Annotated in this window: 20 protein-coding genes; 9 read left to right on the forward strand and 11 right to left on the reverse strand. The window is 54.3% G+C overall.

All coding sequences use genetic code 11. The features are described from left to right. Window positions 1-592: 592 nt before the first annotated feature. The 6 genes from D3P04_RS06590 (at window position 593) to D3P04_RS23295 (ending at window position 3875) form a co-directional block, all read left to right on the forward strand. Entirely contained in the window at window positions 593-814 is a 222-nt protein-coding gene (locus tag D3P04_RS06590; protein ID WP_119747151.1) for a hypothetical protein, read from the forward strand. 56 nt (window positions 815-870) lie between these two features. Next, entirely contained in the window at window positions 871-2112 is a 1242-nt protein-coding gene (locus tag D3P04_RS06595; protein ID WP_147391896.1) for a hypothetical protein, read from the forward strand. Further along, window positions 2109-2375 carry a hypothetical protein gene (locus tag D3P04_RS06600; protein WP_119747155.1) on the forward strand — a complete coding sequence of 89 codons (267 nt, stop codon included), beginning with the start codon at window positions 2109-2111 and terminating at the stop codon, window positions 2373-2375. Before D3P04_RS06595 ends, D3P04_RS06600 begins: the two co-directional genes overlap by 4 nt. A gap of 88 nt (window positions 2376-2463) precedes the next feature. Further along, window positions 2464-3114 carry a lysozyme family protein gene (locus D3P04_RS06605; protein ID WP_119747157.1) on the forward strand — a complete coding sequence of 217 codons (651 nt, stop codon included), beginning with the start codon at window positions 2464-2466 and terminating at the stop codon, window positions 3112-3114. Next, window positions 3111-3467, forward strand: coding sequence for a hypothetical protein (locus D3P04_RS06610; protein ID WP_147391897.1), 357 nt, complete (start codon window positions 3111-3113; stop codon window positions 3465-3467). Before D3P04_RS06605 ends, D3P04_RS06610 begins: the two co-directional genes overlap by 4 nt. Window positions 3468-3734: 267 nt before the next feature. Beyond that, on the forward strand, window positions 3735-3875 hold the full coding sequence (locus D3P04_RS23295) for a hypothetical protein (protein WP_182912757.1): 141 nt from the start codon (window positions 3735-3737) through the stop codon (window positions 3873-3875). A 220-nt stretch (window positions 3876-4095) separates the two neighbouring features. On the opposite strand, the gene D3P04_RS06615 is transcribed toward D3P04_RS23295, so the two are convergent. Genes D3P04_RS06615 through D3P04_RS06630 form a run of 4 tightly spaced genes read right to left on the reverse strand, consistent with a single transcriptional unit; the run spans window position 4096 to window position 7494 of the window. Next, the gene (locus D3P04_RS06615; RefSeq protein ID WP_119747161.1) at window positions 4096-4416 is read right to left on the reverse strand and encodes a hypothetical protein; all 321 of its coding nucleotides are present in this window, start codon (window positions 4414-4416) and stop codon (window positions 4096-4098) included. After that, window positions 4416-5120: a hypothetical protein gene (locus D3P04_RS06620; protein ID WP_147391898.1), complete on the reverse strand. Its 705-nt coding sequence runs from the start codon at window positions 5118-5120 to the stop codon at window positions 4416-4418. The genes D3P04_RS06615 and D3P04_RS06620 overlap by 1 nt, the downstream gene beginning before the upstream one ends. Then, window positions 5117-6655 carry a hypothetical protein gene (locus tag D3P04_RS06625; RefSeq protein WP_119747165.1) on the reverse strand — a complete coding sequence of 513 codons (1539 nt, stop codon included), beginning with the start codon at window positions 6653-6655 and terminating at the stop codon, window positions 5117-5119. The genes D3P04_RS06620 and D3P04_RS06625 overlap by 4 nt, the downstream gene beginning before the upstream one ends. Next, the gene (locus tag D3P04_RS06630) at window positions 6652-7494 is read right to left on the reverse strand and encodes a class I SAM-dependent methyltransferase (RefSeq protein WP_147391899.1); all 843 of its coding nucleotides are present in this window, start codon (window positions 7492-7494) and stop codon (window positions 6652-6654) included. Before D3P04_RS06630 ends, D3P04_RS06625 begins: the two co-directional genes overlap by 4 nt. Before the next feature lie 523 nt (window positions 7495-8017). Between D3P04_RS06630 and D3P04_RS23070 the strand changes: the two genes are divergently transcribed. Both D3P04_RS23070 and D3P04_RS06640 read left to right on the forward strand, forming a co-directional pair. Continuing rightward, window positions 8018-8755 (forward strand): hypothetical protein, encoded by a 738-nt coding sequence (locus D3P04_RS23070; RefSeq protein ID WP_147391900.1) that lies wholly within the window; start codon window positions 8018-8020, stop codon window positions 8753-8755. A gap of 374 nt (window positions 8756-9129) precedes the next feature. Beyond that, the gene (locus D3P04_RS06640) at window positions 9130-9327 is read left to right on the forward strand and encodes a hypothetical protein (RefSeq protein WP_147391901.1); all 198 of its coding nucleotides are present in this window, start codon (window positions 9130-9132) and stop codon (window positions 9325-9327) included. 48 nt (window positions 9328-9375) lie between these two features. On the opposite strand, the gene D3P04_RS06645 is transcribed toward D3P04_RS06640, so the two are convergent. The 7 genes from D3P04_RS06645 to D3P04_RS06670 form a co-directional block, all read right to left on the reverse strand. Further along, window positions 9376-9819, reverse strand: coding sequence for a hypothetical protein (locus D3P04_RS06645; protein WP_119747171.1), 444 nt, complete (start codon window positions 9817-9819; stop codon window positions 9376-9378). Between the two features lie 23 nt (window positions 9820-9842). Next, a complete protein-coding gene (locus D3P04_RS06650; protein ID WP_119747173.1) occupies window positions 9843-10199 on the reverse strand; it encodes a hypothetical protein in 357 nt (118 codons plus the stop codon). After that, window positions 10196-10906, reverse strand: a complete 711-nt coding sequence (locus tag D3P04_RS06655) for a hypothetical protein (protein ID WP_182912758.1) — start codon at window positions 10904-10906, stop codon at window positions 10196-10198. Before D3P04_RS06655 ends, D3P04_RS06650 begins: the two co-directional genes overlap by 4 nt. Next, on the reverse strand, window positions 10899-11825 hold the full coding sequence (locus D3P04_RS06660; protein WP_119747177.1) for a phage Gp37/Gp68 family protein: 927 nt from the start codon (window positions 11823-11825) through the stop codon (window positions 10899-10901). The genes D3P04_RS06655 and D3P04_RS06660 overlap by 8 nt, the downstream gene beginning before the upstream one ends. Window positions 11826-12416: 591 nt before the next feature. Beyond that, a complete protein-coding gene (locus D3P04_RS23300; protein WP_182912759.1) occupies window positions 12417-12557 on the reverse strand; it encodes a hypothetical protein in 141 nt (46 codons plus the stop codon). 43 nt (window positions 12558-12600) lie between these two features. Next, the gene (locus D3P04_RS06665; protein WP_119747179.1) at window positions 12601-13581 is read right to left on the reverse strand and encodes a TerC family protein; all 981 of its coding nucleotides are present in this window, start codon (window positions 13579-13581) and stop codon (window positions 12601-12603) included. A 512-nt stretch (window positions 13582-14093) separates the two neighbouring features. Further along, complete coding sequence (locus tag D3P04_RS06670; RefSeq protein WP_147391902.1) at window positions 14094-14534, reverse strand: hypothetical protein; 441 nt, start codon at window positions 14532-14534, stop codon at window positions 14094-14096. A gap of 865 nt (window positions 14535-15399) precedes the next feature. Between D3P04_RS06670 and D3P04_RS06675 the strand changes: the two genes are divergently transcribed. Next, window positions 15400-16626: a Hint domain-containing protein gene (locus D3P04_RS06675; protein ID WP_119747183.1), complete on the forward strand. Its 1227-nt coding sequence runs from the start codon at window positions 15400-15402 to the stop codon at window positions 16624-16626. Window positions 16627-16697: the final 71 nt, after the last annotated feature.

The raw sequence follows: 16697 nt of genomic DNA on the forward strand, positions 1-16697 counted from the left end.
GTTCCACGCTGTAGATCCTCCCGCCCTCCCTGCAACTACAGAAAGGGAAAAGGTGGACGACTTTTACACCGCCCGCAGCAGCACCAAGCCGCCGCTTCCGTGGACTAATTTCGCACCGCCGTTCTCACTTGCCACTAAAATAAACTCGAGTTCGCTTCATCGATAGAGTGTGTGACGTATCCGAACATCTGATCCTATTGCCATTTGCAGTGGTGTGATCAAGCTGACCAGCGTTCCCAAACCGTACGGCGAGATCGTAGAGTGTTGCGCCGCTAAGCGGTACATCCGGGTATTCTGGCAGGACTAGACGTTTGAATGGGGAACGTCGTTGCGCAGGGGAATTATTATCCAAGCTCATTCCGATCTCCATATTAAGGCGACACGCGGTCAGTTGCCTGATTACCAGCGAATCTGCAAGAGTGCCTGGCTCACTGCTTAATCCGTCGAGCATTCCTTGACTCACATGCTCTTGCTAACCTCGCACGAGATTTAACGTTCATTCTCATTGGACGACCACCCCCAACATCTGGTATGTTTGGGTCACCGGGCACATAGGAAGTGCGCCCTTGCATTCGAGCAAGAGGAGCTTCCTATGGCGCTGTACACCATTTCCGAAGATATCGAGATCGTCGTGCCGGAAGGTGCCTACGTCCAGAACAGGGGCACGGGCACAGTCGAGATGTGCCCGCCGGGTGAAGATCACGGGCTTATCATCCCAGCCTTCAATCAGGCAGTGCTTGTTGCAGAAGGCGGAACGTTCACATTCAAGCCGAGGCAAAACCCGACTGCGATTATCGGGGTCTATGTCCTGTGAATGCCACTTTCGTATTCGGGCAATGGCCTCTGGTTCCGGTGCAACCTGCGGTCCCTATGCCAACGCTTTCGGGCGATACGTGGCCGGAGCAACCGCAATCACTGCCTCCCAATCTGATTCCACAACTTGCCGGCGAGTTCGAAACCGCTGACGGCTGGGATGCGGCAGAGGGTCTGAACTTTTCCGACGGTCTGGCCAAGTGGGACGGGTCCAACACGGCCACGAGCGTATCCGGAATTGACATGCTGGAACCTGCCGTGACCGGTGATGCATACGGAGTGCTGTTCGGCGTGTCGGCCCGCTCGGCTGGAAATCAATTCGTCGGATTCCAATTCCCGAACACGGCAACGAACGGTTCAGGTTTTTCCGATATTGGGAACTACTCGCGGCAGTTGACCGCAACTGGCGATTACACCCGCGCGCGGATGTATGTGAACGCAGGTGCGGTGATCGAGTCCGATTACATGCGCGTCTACAGCATTACCGAACTGCTCAAAAAGAAATGGCGGATCGTCTTTGTCTATTCGCAGTCGAATTGGGTCGGCCCCGGCGATGCATCTGACCGGGTGGCGAACGACACGCCCGAACCACGCGCAATCGTGATCCCATCGTCACAGCAGTCGACACGCGGCGCGTTTCTGGACGGCGAGGGTCTGGGCGTTCCGATGCTCATGTGCGACCCGGTTGTACATCTGTCCGGCAACGTGGGCGGCGGCCCGGCCGGGGCATTCGCCCGGACCTTCTGCGACGGGCTGCGCGATGACGAGGTGCTTGTTTACGCCGCGTGCGGTTACTCGGGCGGCGGCCGAAGTCAACCGGGCGATGTGTGGTATCATGAACCCGGGTCCGAAACCGGCGGCGAGGCCTGGGAAAACCTGCTCAAGCAAGTTGATGGGGTGCTAGCCAAAGCGCCGGAAGGTTCTACCGTCGCGGCGTGCCTGTTCTGTCAGGGCGAGGCCGATCTGGCCGATATCACCGGTGACGAGCATACCCTGTTGATCCGCTCCGATTTCGAGTTCCTGCGGAAGCGCTGGGGTAACTTCCCGATCGTCATCAGCGAGATCGGCTGGCTTGATCGGGAACGCGCGGACGTGGCGAACATGGTGGCCAGCCAAGCCAAACTGGACAGCAATAGCGGTGATCCCCTTGCTTTGCCGCGGTGCCGGTATATCCCGCGCCCAGAAGGTGCGACCTTCCTTCCCGACAACCTGCATTACGACCAGCCAACGCAACGTGTCCGGGGTTCTGAAGCCGGAACGGTAACGCTGGAAATATACTATGGGGGGCCGAAGCCGTGAATTATTCGCTCGGAGAACTGGTCAGTATGATCGGCGCCGCGATCGGTGGCATATTTTGGCTTGCCAGATTGGAGGGCAAGGTGAAGAAAAATGCGGAAGACGTGACCCGCCTTGAACAGCGCATCGATAGGGAACGCGCCGACACGCGAGATGCCCTCGATGACCTGAAGGACATGATGCTCGAGCAGAACCGGGACATAAAGATCCTGCTGGGACGCGGACATCAGGTCCACTGGAACGATAAGACGCATCCGCCAAGATGATGCCTTTGCCGAGGCGGCATCATCTGATATCTTCTAACCATCGGACGCATAGGAAGTGCGCCCTTGCTTTAGGCGAGAGGGACTTCCTGTGTCATTCACCATCTATCGTGCTGGACCGGTTCTTGATCTGATCGGGAAATACGAGGGCCGCAGCGATTATGATACCGTCTGGAACGGTATTCCGATAAGCATGCGCCCGGACAAATTGACTGCCAACACCGTTGCCCAGGTCATGCAGTGGCAGGCTTGGTGGCGCAGCAAGGGCCTCGCTTCAACAGCGGCCGGGAAATATCAGATCATCAGCACCACCCTGAAAGACATCGTTTCGCAGATGCGCTTTGATACGTCGCGAAAGTTCGACGCGGCTACGCAGGATACGATGGCCTGCCACCTTCTGACCGGGCGCGGCTTTCAAAGGTTCCTCGACGGCAAGATCGATAGCGACGATATGGCGATTGGTCTGGCGAAGGAATGGGCCAGCCTGCCGGTGCCGCATGACATGCAGGGCGCGAGCAGGAAGATCAAAGCCGGGCAATCCTATTACGCGGGCGACGGACTCAATGCAGCCCATGCAAGCATCGCCGAGGTCAAGCAGGCGCTGGCGATCGCACGGGAGCGGTATCAGACGGGAAGTGGCCCGGTCCCTGCCCCGGCGGCACCGGCGAAAAGCTCATCCATCGCTACCGTCATCATTGCAATCGCCGCCGCGCTGGTGGCCTATCTTGGACTGACATCATGATCAGACTCATCAAGGAAATTTCCGCGACCGTCCGCATGGCAAATGATCTGGCCGAGCAATCCGGCAGCGCTGGCCCCCGTTGGTCTGTCTTCCTCACTAACCGCAGCTTCATCGCCCAGGTATTCGCCCTGATCTTTGCTGCCCTGGCACTGTTCGGCGTTCCCCTCCCCATTCCCGCGGACGTGGCCGCCGAAGCGGTCTATGGCTTGGCGTTCGCCATCTTGTCACTTTGGGCGCTCGTGGAACGGCTGATGGGGAAAACCCGAACCGTTTGGACGCGGCAGCAGGCATACCGGGCCGCCAACGAGGCCGACGCGCTGTCTCGTGCACTCAAGGACGCCGGCGCGCTGTGAGCACAAAAAAGCCCGCGCACAAGAGGAGGCGCGGGCTTGATCATGAAACAACATGTTCACCCTAAAATATTCGTCGTTAATGCCACGCCTATATTCGATCTAGCGGTAGCCGGGCTATGCGTAAGGTTACCTACGTAGATTTACTCATATGCAGGTCAATTGGAGCAGATGGTGCGCGTGAAGCTACAGTATCATCTGGTGGCGAGGTTCAGAATCAAGGATGATGGGCCGGAGTTGATTGAGCAGGGTGGGTAGAACGGAGCGTTTATGAAGAAGTTCTTCCGTGGGCGCGTTGCCCATGCCATCCCTTGGATTCTAGGTGGCACCGTCATTGTCATCATCTGGCTGGACTGGTGGTTTGGCTGGGGTATCCCAATGGGGCATGGGCCAGACTTTGGCTATCGTTGATGAAAGTGGCTGAGGTTATTTCGTGAGTAATTCTGCATAGGTAATCTTACGGGTTGGATCGCGCAGGCGGACCCGATATCTTCCCTGCATTCGGTACTCACGCTACGATCAAGCCCGCGCCACGGAACCAGCGCGGGCTTTTTCATGAGTTCATCTATCGTGCCAGCTTTTCCAACGCCTTGATCGTAGCACTAACGAAGCGGATGCATCTCGAAAGCACTCAACCCGGCTTATCGAACTCAGGGAACCCGAGGTCTGTCGCGCTGATTTCTCCCCGTGCTGCTGCTAATCCCAGCGCGAGTTGCTGGCCGGCATCGTCCAGGGATGCGCGAGACTTTATAATCTGTGCGGAAACCGAAGAATATAGCGGGGCATTCCCTTCCGTCGCCAGTTCGAACCGTTTCTCCAGACACTGCAGATAATCCTGCACATAGCTAGAAAGATCTTTTAGCATATCAGAAACAGATTCCGCTTGTTCGGCCGGAATGCCGTGAACTTCTAGAATCGCTCCATCTCTGGAGTCTTTGAGTTCAATCTTCATTACCCTTCTCCGTGAAGTATAACTTTTAGATCTTGTTCATACAGATCGTCGAGGAGCTCTAGGTCCCACCCAGCATCAATAACCACTTGCTCAGCCGCGCGTTTTTTATTCCCGTCCTGTAATGCGGCAGTCACATCAATCTTTTCGACTGGCTCTCCGCATATGCTTGCATAAAGCTCTGCGGCCACCTGCTCAGGATGCTCGGCGTTCCATATAATCATTTCGCAGTTTTCGGCCAGTTTTTTCTGGAGACCCGACACGAATGGCAACCAAGAGGGTAAAACATCCGTCGGGTGTGTTTTTTCCAAAACATCCGCATGACTTGCTAAATATGTGACGTGGTCCGTGACGAGCAGATGGAGGATGACATCAAAATCCTGCAAGATAGACTGAAAGAAGGTAAGCTTATAAACGGACTTTTCCAAGGCGCCGGGGAAATTCAGCGGCTGGCCTGCATACATAAACTTCGGTCTTGAGAAAAGAAGCGTATCGGACGAAGCACTTAAGTCCATCACAGATGCACGCGCAGCACTGTGATCGGCTGCTCCAATGGCTCCCCTAAGTACCTTTCCAAACTCACCATCATCGACAAAATGAAAGCCCTTAGCTCTATTTCGGCGTGCCAGATCACGCATCACTGCAGTTGCTAACTTCGGGGCAGCCCCATCGGTTCCGATATGGATATGTGCTGTTTTCCTAGTCATCTTACTCTGTCAAATCCTAACCGGTTCGCTACTTTTTTGCAGGTTTCAAAGATTTCGAATTCTTTTTTCCAAAATTTTGCCAGATTCGACCTTGCGATATCGCTCAGCTCTACGTTGCCGCGAGAGGTAGAATTGTTCGTCCGCCCAACTCCAGATGTGATCTCCTCCGCGTCGAGAATACCTATGATTTTTTCCCAGTGGTAATCGATATTCTTCGTTTCACAGCAAATCAGAATGTTTCCGAGCCGTTCTTCATTCTCGACAGCTTGAGGCGAGGCCAAGTAATGCTCATGAGACAGAGCAAGATGGAAAATACTGCTAAACGCGAAGCGCGCCGCTGACTGCAATCTTTCATCTTGTCCGTAGAGTGCTTCAGCAAGTGAGTTGGGATCTCCGAAGAAGCTGTAAGCCGCAGCTTCACCAGCAGTCCAGTTAACATCGTGTGTTGGACGCCCCTGACGCAAACGCGAATAGAAACTCGATACGAACCTCTCTTCCGGATCCCTGAAGAAAAAAGCCAATCGGCGTTGCGGGCCATAGGCTTCCAGAGACTTGTGTAGGGTCATATTGTGGCCAGACAATATGATATTCCTAGCCCTTGCCTCCTTGCTAGAGAACTGAGATTTTAGGAATGTTCCTCCGGTCTTACCGATATGTAGAAAGCATACCAGTTGCGTGGCAGCCGCCTTTTCTCCGGCTTTAACCTTTCCTGACGTTTTCTTTTCTTGTCTGGGTGTCAAATCCTCGCGTAGCTTCGAGGTTGCGTCAGAATGAAACTGTACATCGGAGAGTTCGGAAATTCTGTCAATATCCGACATATATAGATCGAACAGTTTCTGCTTCTGCGTTGGGGAGAAGAGCTCAAAACTATCATGAGCGGTCAATCTCGTTACAGCGTCATGTGCGCCCCGTTCGGATAGCGTCCTGATCAGGGTGTCGCGATCAGCGCTTGGATTGTGCTTCTTACGTTCAAGCGTAGTTTCTTTGAGCAAGGGCCACTTGCAAATGGCAATCAACTGCTGCTTTGGGTTATCTGTCTTCCAATTGAACTCTCGAACGTGAAAATTGACCCCGTCCGGAAATAATTTCCTAATATCTTTAATGACTTCTAACCAGCCGCGCTCTGATTCAGCGATCTTATCCAACTGCTCATCATCAGGTAATTTAAGACCATTTTTCTGTACGCAATAGGATATCGAAGATTTCCAGTAATCTTCGTGATTTCTAATCGAAAAATATACGGTATGGATCCGATCAATTAGATCTTCCAGTCGCCTCAACTTTCCAACGGCATCAGGATAAAGTTTTGCTGATGCGATGTTCTCCTCCATGTAGCCGACGATATTCTCATCGCTATAAATTCCGAGTTCCCCTTTCGGATCGAAATAATTGAATGCAACTTCCCTCGATTTCGGAGGATACAGAAGATCGCAGCCGCCTTCCTTGAGCTTCCGGTCATTTTTATGGAGATAGGTTTGTAAGCCTGTTGTTCCGGTACGATGCGCACCAAGATGCAACACGATATTCCTTTTCATTCAAACACCTTGAATAAACCCCTCAACCGGGCAACAAAGCCTGCCGGTTGGGCAGCAGGCTTAATGTCAGAAGTCTCGACAGCCTCCCGATTGCTCGTAGAATCAGCGATCCCTGTTACATTTGACATCTCAATAGTTTCCGGCTCACTTGCGGGTTCTGCATCCGCCGGAACGACCTTGATAACGTCACGAGTTCTTTTGATCGCCCACTGACCATGTCCATCCAAATGAATGATCAAGTAGTTTTGTTCCCGACAGAACGTATACAGAGCCTCGCAAACGCCATTGATCTCACCCGTTTTCTGTACCCAGGCATCATCTCCCAGAATGATACCGTTCTCTGCCAGAACAGCATCAATGTCGCGCAGATCCGACAAGACCTCGTCAAACTTGTGATTAGCGTCCAGATATACCCAGTCCAATGCCCCCTTGTTCTGGGTCTTAAGCCATTCTCCCGAAAACGCCGTAACCACCTCTGCCATGCAGCTCATATAACTCGCACGAAGCTCTGCTGCCTTTTTCGCGCCAGCAGTCGGAACACGCACTTGATTGGTATACGCACCCCAATCGGGAAAATGTGTCCCGTGCAACTTGTCCCACGGATCCACGAGGTACAACTTCGTCGGCTTGCAAATTTCATCAAGAACAGGGGCAAACAGACCGGTAAAAACGCCGATCTCGGCGCCAACCCCGTTTTTCGGAACTAGCCGCAGAACGCTTCGCCGCTGATTGATTCTGTGGCGCCCAGAACTCTCAGCAGTGAGCACTTCCTGGTACATGTCGCTCAGCTCGTCCCAGCCATCGCGGATCTTCGTGGGTTCTTCAGAAATGTCTGCCACGGCACTCTTCTCTTCTCTATATCCATCGTTAGACGCGTACTGCACTGCTCGTTTACAGAGACTTCATGCGTAATGCAAAAGGCAAGTCTGAGCACCACGGCTCGCACAGTCGTGACCTGCACCAAGCCACATCGGCACGCAGGCCCAGCGTTCATCTCTCATGAAACCGCGCTCAAGCCAGAGCTGTTGCAGATTTCCGGATCAAGTCGAGTACGGTCGAATTTCCCGCTACACCTTGATTCTGTATACAAAGATCAGTTGTGACCTACATAATGCCACCACGACATCACACAAACGATGAGAAGAACAGCCCACAACGCTCAATGTTTGGCGGCCAACCTCAGAACCCAATGAAACTCAGTGGCGGAATACCGCCAATAGCACCCCCCCTAACATCAGATTCGAGTGCTTGAACGTCTATGCGTTCCAGCTTATTCTAAGTCATGCACTTGCAGGAAATAATGGCTTTACTGGATCATTTTGCAGACGCCATAAAGCTTCTAAGTTACAGGAATTGACTCCCATGAAACCGATAGAAGTTTATAGGTCCGACCATCTAAATTGCATTTGCTACAAAGAAAATTCTGATAATTTATCAATAGTCTTCGATCACATGCGCACCCGTGACGGAAATTTCCCGAAACACGGCTACCCTATTTATCATAAAAACACAGCCTTACTTCATGTGCACTGCAAAGATAACAACTGGTTTCTTGTTCCAGATCTCAATAAAGCAAGACGTGCAATAGCAGAGTTCTCCAAGAAATATTCAAGGATAACTGCCTTTGGAAGCTCAATGGGTGGATATGGAGCGGTTCTGTTTTCAAAAAAAATTAATTATGATTTTGTTTTTTTGGCCTCCCCACAATTCTCTATATTCCCAAAAATCGCTCCATTTGACGATAGATTCACTTCAAACCTAGAGAAGACCTACGGAAATTGTGAATTAAAGACAATTTCTAGAAAGACTATTAACTCAGGATTACTGATATACGACTCTAGCATCACTGAAGATCGATTGCACAAGGATCTTTTTTCTATATACTTTCCAGAAATTCTAGCTGTTTCATTTCCTTTTTCCGGACATCCAGCATTAAGTATCTTCGGGGATACCGGAAAGTTCGGAAAACTAGCAAATATGATTGTAAACGATGATATAAGCAGGAGAGATCTCATCTTGTTGAGGCGAGATCTAAGAGAAGAATCTCAAACTTACTTGAAAAATATTTTATCCTATCTAGATAAACGCAACGAACGATAGCTTCACAGATTTTAGGTCTTTCGTTTGGCCCGCGATCGAAATTGAAGCAGGCGGCTCCATCACGCGACCTCACTGATTGATCGGGAATCCAAAGCTTCTAGCGCCTCAATCGCTGCGCCATAAACACCCTTCGCCTTGGGAAACTTGTCTCGCTATCCGCGGTAAAACGCCAGTTGCTTAGGCAGTTTTTCGATTGGGAATATCCCGAACCAGTACCGGCCGATCAGGGTGAATGTCTTGTCGTCATGATTCGCTTTCATAAGGACAGTAATGATCAGTTCAAGCCTATAGGCAATCCGCAATCTTTCGAATTATTCGTTTGCGGGAATCGGGAAGGCGTGCTGTGATCGATGGTCTATTGGTGGAGAGACGCGATGCGTTATGAGTACACGGCCAAAAGACGGTCCGATGGGAAAATCATCCACACCGGAACGGTTGACGACATCAATGACGAGGGCATGAGCTATGCCGCCAACACAGTCCGGTCGGCCTTAATCGAAAGTCATGCCGAGGCGAAAGGCCTTACTCATGACGACATTGATGTAGACCTAAGTTTTACCGCAGCCACATAGCCCGCTCAATCGCGGCTCGGATAGTTCAGGCCTTTCGAAGCATGCGATCTAGTCTGGCGGTGGCAAGCGCAGCGGACCGTTTGTCGTCGTTATCGCGTCCCCTACCCTCCTGCCGTCAGGCAAATGGATATGCGGCAGGAACGCAGTATCGGTATTGAGGAAACCGGCTGCCATCATCGCAGCCTGTGCCTTGATCCAGTCAGCCATGATCGCCCAGGCAGCGCTTTCTGCGATCTTCCTGCCTTTGGCGGCATGATCGGCCTCTTTGGTCCGTGGCCCCTTCTTGTTCTCGCGGAGCCACGCCTCGGCATAGGCGCCGACGCGGACGGGAATCGTCACCTCACGCCCATGCAGGCGGAACTGCGCCATGATCTGATCTGCATCGTCATCGACCATGAAACCGACAGCCGACGCGCCAACGCTCCGGAGCGTGTCGCGGATTTCCTTCTCTCGCGCTTGGCCGGCCGTCGAGGATGCATAGGGAAGTGCCATTCTGGCCTCCGGGGTTAGCTGGACTATTCGGGAAGTGGCGAGAAGGAGGGCTTAGCCGCCCTTTTCGCCCGCGTCTTTTCGATGTTGGCCCAACACCTATTCAGGCCAATTGCAGCAGCCGCTTCGATGTCGATGTCATAGGCGGTGCCGAACATGGCAACGGTGTTCATCACGTCGCCTATCTCCACGGCCACATCACCCTCTGGACGGCCAAAGACGTAGTCCACCAGTTGGTGCGCCTCAGATGCGGTGCATCCGCCCGCTTGGACCAATTCAAGAGCTTCCTCTAGGAAGCGGTGCGCCCGCTCTGCCTTGTCCCTGGCAATCTCTTCGCCAAAGCATGCAACCGCCCATGCATTCGCTTTTTTCTGAAAGGTCATGCCGCCTCCATCTGATCGATGTTCATGCGGTGAACGGTGAAGGTGACGGCGCAGACCCAAGGATTGACGTCCCAGCCATATCCGCGTTTGGCGTTCAGGCTGTCCCAGAGGGTGCGGAAGCTTTCGCGAGGGCAGGACCAATGCGTCTGATTCTTGGGCTCCGGCAGGTAACAGCGCCAGGCCCCTTGGCCATCGCCCTCTATTCCCTCGGCCACCGCATCCGCCTCGTTGATCTCCTGCAACCGCTGCACGCGCACATCGGTGACGATCAGCGTCAGGCGGCTGGCCCAGCGGGGCATGTGGATGGATGGCTTGGGACGGGTGAAATCGCCGCTGCTTGGGTTCCCATCCGCCCAATACCAGGGAGGCAGGACCCCTTCGCGGTCAACATCGAGGCTGTCATAGCTGAACGCCTCCCGCACCCAGAGGCGGTCGCCGGGGGCATAGGATGGCAGCATCGTGGTGCCTGTGGTCTGATGCCAGATGCAGGTACGTTCCGGAGCGGGGATCGTCTTGGCGGGATCGAGATAGCAGCCTTTACCGCCAATCGTGCCCGCAGCCCAGCCGCCCATTTTAGGGTGCTCGTATATCGGGCCGTCATTATGGGTCTTGGTGGGCAGCTTCAACACCCGCCGCGTCTGTGTCTTGCGGCCGTCGAGAAGGGCGCGGACCATCGGGCCGCTGAAAAGAAGATTCTTATCAGCCATGATGCACCTCCGGCATTTCATCCCACGTCCGACCGTCAAGCTGACGGCCGGTGGCCTTCTTGCCGAGACGGATCATCTGATAGCCATCGTCAAAGACATGGCCGATGGGCAGATGCCCCGGCAGACCCTTTGCGGTAACCCACTCGCCCCATTGCTTGAAATGGAACGACACGCCCGCCGCATAGCACTGGTCGCGCAGGGACCGTACCCACTCCGGGTGCATCGGCCGCGCTCCGGGTCCGCTCTCGCCTCCGACGATCACGAGGTCCAAACCGTCGATGATTCCACCGCCAATGTCCTGTCGCTCGTACCCGTCCGCACTTAAATGAGTGGATGCTCCCGGCAGGACAGGTTCAACACCGATCCAATGTCGCAGATCCACCGGCCCCAGCAGCGGCTCCATGGACAGAAACCGAATCGCCGCCGGCACCGCCAGCAACTTCGGAACGTCCCGGTCGGCTTCCTCCTGATTGACCACGGTGCAGCCGAGCCAGACATTCGGATACAGCCGTTCAAAGTCAAACGGGACCGGCAGCATGTTTCCGATGTTGCCCGGACGCTTGGTCAGCAGCATCCAGTCCAGATTCGGCGTCTGGGCGATCAACTCCCACAGATCGGCCCGCCATTCCGGCAGGATCGAGGCGTGATTGTCGAACACATCCGCGAGGCTCGCACAGAACACGCGCCGGCGCTCGCCGGCGACGGCAGCGGCGCGGTCCCATGCCAGCGGCTTGCGCCAGTTGGCCGCGCTGGTGCGCGTTCGGGCGGCGTGCGGCCCCCAGCGCGTCTCGCGCTGCTGGAGCCCGCGCGCGTCCCACGCCTCAGCATAGCAATGGTCGCAGCCCGGCCCGACCTTCTGGCAGCCGATCCATGGGTTGAACGTGTGATGGGTCCACTCGATCTTGCTGTTCTCGGCCATCACACCGCCTCCCGCAAACTAGGGGAGTGCTTTTTGGTTCGATGAACCTGCGTGAACCCGGATTCCCTGCACAAACCGAGAACACGGCCATTCAAGAAACCGCTTTTTTGCGGGTTTTCTCTTATTCTGCGTGGGATGCTGACACTTGGTAAGGGAGAGGTCGACAGTTCAATCCTGTCCAGCAGCACCAGTACTTAGCTGACATTGCGCCCAAGTTTTGCACAGTTATCTGCTCCTTTCGATGGTTTCGACAGCCTCTTGCTGACCGTGCGGACTGTAATGCCAATAGTGCTTACGAATCGTCTCCGATGTCGTATCGAAATACTCCGCCGCCTGTTCCAAGCCAAAGCCCTTCATGACGGCCCATGTGATGGCCGTATAGCTGTCGGGGAATTTTCACCCGCCCCCGACGTTTGTTCGTCTCGGCCTGACCGTCCGCCCGAAAACGGATAAAACGTTGATCCAGATCAACACACGTCCAAATCAAGTCCATGACAGCACTCGCCCTGCGCCCTGCGTAGATTGACAACAGAATGAACCGGCGAACATGCGGTTCTGCATGTCGCAACAACTCCGCCACTTCGGATCACGTCAGCCATCTATCGCGGGGCTGACGTGATCCGGCATCATCGGCCTTTTCCGAAACCGCTGGCGCTGTTCCTGCCCGGATCGCGAGATCGTCCAGCCAGAAGCGCAGACCGGGGCGATAATCCCGGCCTGCATCCCGCTCATGACGATGTACCGCGCAGAGCACCGGCACGGAGAAGATGCCGGTCTAGTTGAGCGTCTCGGCGCGATGGGTCTTCCAAAGCGAATAGATTATACCGGCCGCGATCAAGCCGAAAGTAACCCCAAGACTTAACACGGGCGGAAACTTGTCACCGCTCAGCACGAAATCGGCGACGAAGATCTTGGTTCCGATGAACACCAGCACTGCGGCAAGCGCATATTTCAGATAGTGGAAGCGGTGTACCATTGCGGCAAGCGCGAAGTAGAGCGCCCGCAGACCCAGGATCGCCATGATGTTAGACGTATAGACGATAAAAGTATCCGTCGTGATCGCGAAAATCGCTGGCACGCTGTCCACCGCGAAGACGAGGTCGGCCAAATTGATCACCACCAAAGCCAGAAACAGCGGCGTAGCTGTTGTTACCAGCTTGCCCGTTTTTGGGTTGGCGATCTTCACGAAGAAACGCTGATCGTGCTGCTCCTGCGTCACCGGCATGTGCTTCGAGATAAATCGAACAGCAGGGTTGTTGGCCACGTCCATTGGTTCGTCACCCGCGAAGAACATCTTCACGCCGGTAAAGATGAGGAAAGCCGCGAAGAGGTATATGACCCAATAAGCCTGGTTCACGAGCGCGGCACCGCCGGCGATCATGAGGCCACGCAGCACAATCACGGCCATGATACCCCAGAGGAGCGCCCTGTACTGGTACTTCTGGGGAATGGCGAAATAAGAGAAGATGAGGCTGATCACGAATACGTTGTCAATCGACAGCGCCTTCTCGATGAAGAAGCCTGTAAAATATTGCATCCCCGGCTCGGGCCCGCGGGCATACCAGATCCACAGACCAAACAGCAGCGCGATACTGATGTAAAAAGCGGACAGCTTCAGGCTCTCCACAATTCCCATCTCGCGATCCTCCTTGTGGAGAATACCAAGGTCAAATGCGGTCAGTGCGACCACCAGACCAAGGAAGGCCAGCCAGAACCACGCGGGGGTGCCGAGCCAATCGGCAAAAAGAAATTCCATGGGATTCGCTCCTCTCGATTACTGATATCAATCGGAACAGCCAGGAATTAGCGGCAAGCGTCGGACCACCACGGCATCGGATCGTTCCGATGCGGCCGACATCACGGTAGATAATCTCCCGTCAGAGGGGCCCGGTCCGCAGCCTGTCAGATAGCAACAAATTCACTGAGTTCAACGGGTCCAAACTATTTTTTGATGGATGAAGCGATCACGTCTACGACCGATCGACAGATTCTTCATGGCCGCTGCATATGAGCTAAGCTCAGTTCCTAAGAAGAACTTCCGGAAAGTTCCTAACTCGCAGATCATTCAAGATGTCGAGACAGAACTCACCCCCGCCAATGCGGGCAGGCCGCGCAATCTTCCGGCCAGCGCGGTATTAGCAATCCCTGCCGGACAATATCCGCGGCTTGAAGCTTTCCGTTATCGGCAATGAGACGGGTAGAAGGTGGTCCGCCACGAAGCTTTTACGGCTGTCGGCGCGGGTATTCCGACTTCGAACAACTCAGCCGTCACGCTGCCACCTTATCGATGTTCCTGCGGTGGGCGGCGAAGGCGATTGCCGCGACCTGAGGATTGGAGGACCAGCCGAATCCGCGCCTTGCGTTCAGGCTGGCCGAAAGGCGCTCAATGCAGCGGGCAGACGGATATGGAACTGCACCGCCGTCATGGTTCCCGCATCCCTCATGGATCGGATGCGCACCTTCTTTCGCGCCCTCCGCAATCACATCTCCCTCGCTGTTCTCCTGCAACCGCCGTGCGCGAACATCGGTGAGGACCCGCGTCAGGCGGCTGACCCAGCGAGGCATGAAGATTGAGGGACGCCACGGATAGCCCCGCACATTTTTGTCGGCGCATGCAGGAGGGTCGGTCGCCGCATAGCGCAGGTCGCAACCCCGATCTTTCGTCGGCTGGTAATCCCCGACTGACAGGCCCTGCCACATCTCCCGCACCCAGAAGCCGCCGCATCTGCGTCTTGCTGCCTTCGAGAAGGGCGCAAAGCATCGGGCTGCTGAAAAGAATCGAGCGATCAGTCATCACACAGCCCTCGCCCGCATGGAAACCGCATAGTTATGACGGAACACAGCATGAGTTTTGGCGATTTGACGGCCCCCCATTGGCTCTGAAACGCAGCGCCACAGATCGCCGGGAACAAACAATATGCGTTGGTGGTGCAGGGATTGCGGCATGGTCCCTGATGCATCTTCGTCATCTTTGCATCAGGTCCGAAAATCAAGAAGTATAGATATGAGCAGCGGTTTTACCTTGTTTTATGCTACGCGCTGCTCTTTTGCGGCCGAATGCTATGGGGTCACGGAGTAAATTCCAGCGGTCATCGACAAGCGAGGATCCTGGGTTTTCTTTCTCGTTTTCTGCGCTGCTCTCCGAGCGAAAAAACGGGTGATGATATTTCCCGCTCATCCGACCACTATAACCTAATAGCCTTGGGTATCCCTGACATCAGAGGAACAGGTCAATTTTCAGAGTATAGGAAGCGAAGGTAACAGGTCTCGAGACAATATTTTCTAAAATACAACATCCATTTTATTGTTTTTTATAGCGATCATAACCTATCCTATTCTTTCACTTTCTTCGAAAATCCCGTAAAAAGTGAAAATCAGATTTCATTAACCATTTCCTATTGACAAATCTGCCGTATTTCCGTTGCATGGTGGCGCTTCCGGGTTGATTGCAATATTTCCGATTGATTGTTTCCTGTGACGTTAGCTTGCGTGAGTGTGCCAACTTGCGCGCCTGTGCTGTATTTTGCCGTCCTTCCTGGGGCGTACTTCGGTGCTAACGAAAAAGGATGCCTTCATGGCCTATATGACTCAGCTCGCGGGCGCAGTGCTCGCGTTGGATGAACTCGATCTGACGATCGTGGAAATCCCTCCGACTTCCGTATTAAACAATTTCGGCAGTTCCGACGAAATCAGCCAATATAATGTGCAGGACGATGGTGATGCCGCCACGTTGGAACAGGGCGATTATCTTGCCCCGGTGACCAACGGAACCGCTACTCCGGGGACCTATGTCGGCACGGGTGTGATCGAAAACGCTGGCCTCACGCTTGGCAGCATGACTGATAACTTGCTGGGGCTAGGCGTCAGCGTATCGGTCAACCCGATCGACGTGGATTATTTCGCTGATGAAAACGGGAACGTGTACGCGATCACCGACGAGCCGTTGAGCGATGATCGGATCATGGCGTCTCTGCAGGTCAACCTGCCGGGATCGAATAACCTGATCACGATCGAGGTCCCCGTTTCGGAACTGACGGATACTCTGGCCGATCTCGATCCGACCGGACTTCTGGGACCTATTCTGGGCAGTGCCGCCGATCTCAGCCAGTATATCATGGATACGGCGATCATAACCTCCACAACCGACCCTGCCGGCACCAAGCTTCTGGGCGACGACGAACATACCGTCGTCTGCTTCGTTCGCGGATCGCTGATCGAAACGGAAAACGGTCCGGTTGCCGTAGAACATCTGAGCGTCGGGGACCGGATTATTACCCGTGATCATGGTATTCAGGAAATCCGTTGGATCGGTTCGACATCTTTGAGTTCTTCCGTGCTCGAAGGTAATCCGAGCCTTCGTCCAGTCCGGATCAGGGCTGGTGCTCTTGGGGAAAACACGCCGTCATCGGATTTGCTGGTTTCCCCGCAGCACCGCGTTCTGGTGCGTTCGAAAATCGCACAGCGCATGTTTGGAACGATGGAAGTCCTGGTTGCGGCCAAGCAACTCTGCCAACTGGACGGAATTGATATCGCGGAGGTTTCCGAGGTCGAATATTTCCATTTTCTGTTTGATCAGCATGAGGTGGTGTATTCGAATGGTGCCGAAACGGAATCGCTTTATACCGGTCCGCAGGCACTGAAATCCGTGAGTATTGCGGCCCGCGAGGAAATCTTCTCGCTTTTCCCGCAGCTCAGGGATGCGGAAACCGTTCCGTCGGCAGCACGTGAACTGCCCTCGGGCCGCAAGGCCCGCAAGCTTGCGATGCGCCATCTGCAGCACGGCAAGCCGCTGGTGTCGTAAACCAACGATTGGTGATGCCCGAAGGTGTAATTCGGGCATCTCATACGGCGATCCCGCTATGTCCGGGCCTC

Origin of the sequence: Paracoccus onubensis (genome assembly GCF_003591515.1) — a bacterium.
Lineage (GTDB): Bacteria > Pseudomonadota > Alphaproteobacteria > Rhodobacterales > Rhodobacteraceae > Paracoccus > Paracoccus onubensis.